General features: G+C 39.7%; 5 protein-coding genes. All 5 read left to right on the top strand.

All coding sequences use genetic code 11. The features are described from left to right. The first annotated feature begins 232 nt into the window (after positions 1-232). The 5 genes from AC1TO5_RS18545 to pdxT all read left to right on the top strand — a co-directional run bounded on the left by AC1TO5_RS18545 (position 233) and on the right by pdxT (position 6210). The gene (locus tag AC1TO5_RS18545; protein ID WP_482064324.1) at positions 233-1438 is read left to right on the top strand and encodes a GNAT family N-acetyltransferase; all 1206 of its coding nucleotides are present in this window, start codon (positions 233-235) and stop codon (positions 1436-1438) included. A 143-nt stretch (positions 1439-1581) separates the two neighbouring features. Continuing rightward, a complete protein-coding gene (gene guaB, locus AC1TO5_RS18540; protein ID WP_482064323.1) occupies positions 1582-3039 on the top strand; it encodes an IMP dehydrogenase in 1458 nt (485 codons plus the stop codon). A gap of 209 nt (positions 3040-3248) precedes the next feature. Continuing rightward, positions 3249-4544, top strand: coding sequence for a D-alanyl-D-alanine carboxypeptidase family protein (locus tag AC1TO5_RS18535; protein WP_482064322.1), 1296 nt, complete (start codon positions 3249-3251; stop codon positions 4542-4544). Positions 4545-4665: 121 nt separating this feature from the next. Then, complete coding sequence (gene pdxS, locus AC1TO5_RS18530) at positions 4666-5547, top strand: pyridoxal 5'-phosphate synthase lyase subunit PdxS (RefSeq protein ID WP_482064321.1); 882 nt, start codon at positions 4666-4668, stop codon at positions 5545-5547. A gap of 78 nt (positions 5548-5625) precedes the next feature. Beyond that, on the top strand, positions 5626-6210 hold the full coding sequence (pdxT, locus tag AC1TO5_RS18525; RefSeq protein ID WP_482064320.1) for a pyridoxal 5'-phosphate synthase glutaminase subunit PdxT: 585 nt from the start codon (positions 5626-5628) through the stop codon (positions 6208-6210). The last annotated feature ends 37 nt before the right edge of the window (positions 6211-6247 follow it).

Here is a 6247-nt window from a genome sequence, read left to right as displayed (position 1 = left end):
GACCGTTAAGCCTTTCAGCGCCGATGGTACTTGGACCGCAGGGTCCTGGGAGAGTAGGACGTCGCCAAGCACGGATGAGTCTACTGCATACGCAGTAGGCTTTTTTGTTGTTTTCTAACTTATGTTATAGGAGTGGGACAATAAAAGGATTGCTGATTACTAGGTGCTGTGAAAATTGCTTATTAACTACGAACTTTGTATAATACATTTAATTATAGAGGGGGTTATATGTATGTCTGATGCGAATTTAAGGAAATTGACAGCTGACGATTTTGAGAAAAGTACTCATTTATCATCCTATTCCTTTCAATATCCGTTATCCACTGAGCAGTTTGAGGATCGCAGAACGAGATTTATTCATGACTCTGAGGATCGATATGGTATATTTCTAGAAGATGAACTGTGCGCTCAAGCAAGTTTATTACATTTAAACGTATATATTGGTGGAAAATCAATGAAAATGGGTGGCTTGGCCGGAGTATGTACTGCTCCTGAACAGAGAAGAAACGGCAATGTTGCTATAATTATTGAAAAATTATTGCAAGAAATGCGCGCCAATGGTGAAGTTATTTCTATGTTGCACCCCTTCTCCTTTGCCTTTTATCGTAAATATGGCTGGGAAACGTATATAGAATATAAACAATATGAGATGGCTTCCGAGCACCTTACTTCGATTTTGAAAAAAGAACGTCAACGCGTACGTATAGGAAAAGTAAGTAGAGTACACAATTATGAAGAGCTACTTCCTGTATATGAGCGTTATGCTTCCATATATCATGGTATGCTGCAGCGTAATCTGGATTGGTGGACGGAAAGAATTGCAAGTCGTAAGTCCGGACATATCGCACTTTATCGCTCAGCTGAGGGGAATGCGGAAGGGTATATCCTTTATGATGTTACTAACAGAGTCATGAACATTCACGAAATAGCAGCTGTAACTGCCGTGGCTGAGAACGAGCTATGGTATTTCATTGCTCAGCATGATTCTATGTTAGATGTTGTTAAATGGACTGCACCAAGTAATGATACATTTACAACTCGCCTAGATAATCCTCGTATTAAGCAGGAAATTGTCCCATATTTCATGGCGCGAATTGTTGATATTGAACCATTTATCCGTCAATATCCATTCACTAATGCTGCTGAAAGTGATACATTGATCATTAAGATTGAAGATCCACATGCGGATTGGAATGATGGCCTCTACCAACTTGTGATTGCAGCAGATGGAGTTGCGAACATTGAACGAATTGTTGATATAAACGGTGAGGAATCTGATATGAATATGGATATCGGAGCATTAACGTCCACTTTATTGAATTATCAAAAGTTGGAAGTCCTTCGGAAATTCGGGCGTGTAACGGGTAATGAGGAAGCTATCAATCGCTTACAAAATCGTATATCCGAACAAATTTCTTATTTATCTGATTTTTTCTAATAGATTGATGATTTCGTCAATTCAAAATGAATCATTTGATGAGTTTTAGACCATTTGTATTACATTGACACCCCTTATATCAAGTGATATCATTGCAATAATATACATGAGAGAGACATAAAAAATAAGGGAGGAACATACTCGTGTGGGAAAATAAATTCGCTAAAGAAGGGCTAACGTTTGACGACGTATTGCTTGTTCCGCGCAAATCTGAAATACTACCAAGAGCTGTTAATGTATCGGTTCGTCTGAGCGATACTGTGAAACTTAATATTCCTTTGATTAGTGCGGGAATGGATACCGTAACGGAGTCTGCTTTGGCGATTGCAATCGCTCGTGAGGGTGGAATCGGTATTATTCATAAAAACATGACAATCGCTCAACAAGCTGAAGAGGTTGATCGTGTTAAACGTTCGGAAAGTGGAGTTATTACAAATCCATTCTCATTAACACCTGATCATCACGTATATGATGCCGAAGAGTTGATGGGCAAATATCGTATTTCTGGTGTACCTATCGTTGATGAAAACAAAAAACTTGTTGGTATCTTAACAAATCGCGATCTGCGTTTTGTACATGATTTCTCTATTAAAATTAAAGAAGTTATGACACATGAAGAATTAGTTACCGCGCCTGTTGGAACTACTCTGCAAGATGCGGAAGGAATTCTTCAAAAACATAAAATCGAGAAGCTTCCACTTGTTGATGAAAATAACATGTTGAAGGGCCTTATTACAATTAAAGATATTGAGAAGGCTATTCAATTCCCTAACGCTGCCAAAGATATCCAAGGTCGTCTACTATGTGGAGCGGCAATTGGTATTTCTAAAGATACAGAAGAACGTGCTGCAGCACTTGTTGCCGCTGGTGTTGATGTGCTTGTCGTTGACTCTGCTCATGGACATCATATTAATATCGCTAATGCTGTAAGACAACTTAGAGCAGATTATCCTAAGCTAACCATTATCGCTGGTAACGTTGCTACAGGTGAAGCAACTCGTGACCTAATCGAAGCTGGTGCATCTGTAATTAAAGTAGGTATTGGTCCGGGTTCGATCTGTACAACACGTATTATTGCAGGTATCGGAGTTCCACAAATTACGGCAATTTACGATTGTGCTGCTGTTGCTCGTGAATATGGCGTACCAATTATCGCTGATGGTGGTATCAAATATTCTGGAGATATTACGAAAGCAATTGCTGCTGGTGCAAATTGTATTATGATCGGTAGCTTGTTCGCAGGAACTGCTGAAAGCCCAGGCGAAACTGAAATCTTCCAAGGTCGTAGCTATAAAGTGTATCGCGGTATGGGGTCACTTGGAGCAATGAAGGAAGGGTCGAAAGATCGCTATTTCCAAGAGAACGAAAACAAACTTGTTCCTGAAGGTATTGAAGGCCGTGTAGCTTTCAAAGGACCTCTAGCAGATACTGTTCATCAATTACTTGGTGGATTACGTTCTGGTATGGGATATTGTGGTACATCTACATTGGACGAGCTTCGTGACGATACACAATTTATTCGCATTACTGGTGCTGGCTTACGCGAAAGCCATCCACATGATGTGCAAATTACAAAAGAAGCTCCAAACTATTCACTATAATATTAGATGTTCAACAAGCTTGCTTTTTGAACTATTTCTTATAATATAAGTGTGAAATATAAACCAGAGACTACTTATCAACTAAGATATATAGTCTCTGGTTTTTTATGTTCATTGTTAATTCGACTCTATTCCGCAAAAAGTTTAACTCAGTAGTGAAATTATGATACAATAATTGAGGATAAATCAATGAGAAGAGGGGAATTTAGGTGTTAAAGAAAATGGGGAAAATTCGATTACTATCGATTATAATACTTTGTACTTTACTTTGTATTTCGTCGCTTACAGTTGGTGGACAACAAGTAGGGGCTGTCGGTTATAATGATCGACCAAGTACAGATAATTCACTAGGTTTACAAGTGAAATCTGCAATGTTAATTGAATTTGAAACCGGGCAAGTGATGTATGAAGTTAATCCCGACGAGGCATTACCGATTGCAAGCATGACTAAACTTATGACAGAATATATCGTAATGAAAGAAATCGAGAATGGTCGATTGAACTGGGACCAGATCATCACTGTAACACCTGAGGCGGCAGATACTCATCCTTCAGAATCACAAATTTATTTGGCTACTGGCGATCAACATACTGTTGAAGAGTTATATATTGCAATGGCAGTAGGCTCAGCTAATGATGCTACAAAAGCTTTAGCAATTGCAGTTGAAGGCAGCATTCAAAGTTTTATTGACCGAATGAATGAAACTGCTGATCAACTTGGACTTACATCTGCAGTATTTACAAGTGTGACGGGTCTTGAGGATACAACAATAATGTCAGCGCGCGATATTGTTTCATTAGCCCGTACAGTTTTGACAGAAAGTCCTGATTTCTTGAAATATTCAGGTATGCAGGAATATAAATTCCGTGAACGCGATGCTGATCCTATTATTAACTTTAACTATATGCTTGGCGTTAATACGAATAAATCAGGTCTGAAGCATTTGGCTTATGAAGGCGTTGATGGGCTGAAAACAGGGTTTATCAGTGCAGCTGGTTATAACTTTGCAGGCACAGTACAACGTGAGGGAGTTCGTTATATTAGTGTTGTAATGGATACTCGCTCCAAAGATGCTCGTTTCCAAGAAACTGCTTCATTGTATAACCATGCATTTGCTACTTTCGAAAAGAAAACAGTTATTGCGCCGAAAAGTGTAGTAGAAGGCTACGAAAAGGTTAAAATAAAAAAAGGTGTGGAAAAAACTATTCCAGTTGTGACTGCATCTGATATTACAGTTCTAACGAATAAAGGTACAGAAGCGACGGTTGAACTAGTCAATGCCGACATTATGACGGAAGATCAGCTTGTTGCACCGATTGCTGCTGGTACTAAAGTAGGTACATTAAATTACAAATTTATCGATCCAGCTGGTAAAGAACTACAATATAGTGTAGATCTGCTTACTTCGGCAGAAGCAGAAAAAGCATCTTGGTTCAAATTATTTTTCCGTGGAATAGGCAATTTCTTCTCGGATCTATTCGATAGTATTATGAACATCTTTTAATCCGAGTTAATTACAGGGAAATAAGTACTTGCCTTAAGTGCTTGCATTACTGTACAATCAAAGCTTAGAGTAATAACGGTTATTATAATTCAGATGAATGAATATAGGAGGAGTATTTACTATGGAAACAGGTACTTTTCGAGTGAAAAGTGGTATGGCAGAAATGCAAAAAGGTGGCGTCATTATGGACGTTATGAACGCTGAACAAGCTAAAATTGCTGAAGCAGCAGGTGCAACAGCGGTTATGGCATTAGAACGCGTTCCTTCTGAGATTCGTGCTGCAGGCGGCGTTGCTCGTATGGCTGACCCGACAATCGTTGAACAGGTTATGAAAGTCGTATCTATTCCAGTAATGGCAAAAGCTCGTATCGGTCATATTGTTGAAGCAAGAATTCTAGAATCTATGGGTGTTGACTACATCGATGAAAGTGAAGTTCTTACACCAGCAGATGAAGTTTTCCATATTAGCAAACATGAATACACTGTTCCATTCGTATGCGGAGCTAAAGATCTTGGCGAAGCACTTCGTCGTATTCAAGAGGGTGCGGCAATGTTACGTACCAAAGGTGAACCAGGAACAGGAAACATTGTTGAAGCGGTACGTCATCTTCGTCTAATTAACGGCCAAATCCGTAAAATACAAGCTCTATCTAAGGACGAGCTATATAATGAAGCAAAAGTTCTAGGTGTACCTTATGAATTACTTCTAGGTGTACATGTAAGTGGTAAGCTTCCAGTTGTTAACTTTGCTGCAGGTGGTGTAGCTACACCAGCTGATGCTGCATTAATGATGGAGCTTGGTGCTGACGGCGTATTTGTAGGATCTGGTATTTTCACATCAGAAAACCCTGAGAAATTCGCTCGTGCAATCGTTGAAGCTACAACTCATTACCAAGATTATAAATTAATCGCTGAAGTTTCCAAAAACCTTGGAGCACCGATGAAAGGTATTGAAATTTCCAAGCTTCATGCATCAGAGCGTATGCAAGATCGTGGAATCTAATATAGAAAAGCCCTAAGAGCCGATTTGACCTAGTAATAGGTTAGGTCGGCCTTTCCGAAACAGGGGAGGAAATTGGATATGAAAATTGGAGTGTTAGCACTTCAAGGTGCTGTTGCTGAGCATATGCGCAGTCTTGAGGCTGCAGGTGCCCAGGCAGTAGCGGTTAAACGTGTTGAACAGCTTGCTGAAGTAGAGGGTATTGTCATTCCAGGTGGTGAAAGTACAACGATCGGGAAACTAATGCGTCATTATGGTTTTATTGATGCATTACGTCAATTTCATAGCGACGGCAAGCCGTTATTCGGAACTTGTGCAGGGTTAATCGTGCTTGCAGATCGTATTGAAGGACAAGCAGATGCACATCTTCAGCTGATGGATATGACAGTAGCTCGTAATGCCTTTGGCAGACAGCAAGAAAGCTTTGAAACACAATTGCCTGTAAAAGGGATTGATGAGCCGATTACGGCAGTATTTATTAGAGCTCCTTTAATTACACAAGTAGGGGCGGAGGTTGAAGTATTATCGCTATACAATGGGGAGATTGTTACAGCTAGAGAAGGTAATCTTCTTGCTTGTTCCTTCCACCCAGAGTTGACGGAAGATTATCGCCTGCACGCTTACTTTGTTGAAATGGTGAAAGAAGCTCAATCTATTGATGTATAAATTATATTTGAACCATAGCTAACGCTATGGTTCTTTA

Source organism: Paenibacillus sp. Y930, from assembly GCF_056786375.1.
This window is presented reverse-complemented; position numbering and strand designations above follow the sequence as displayed.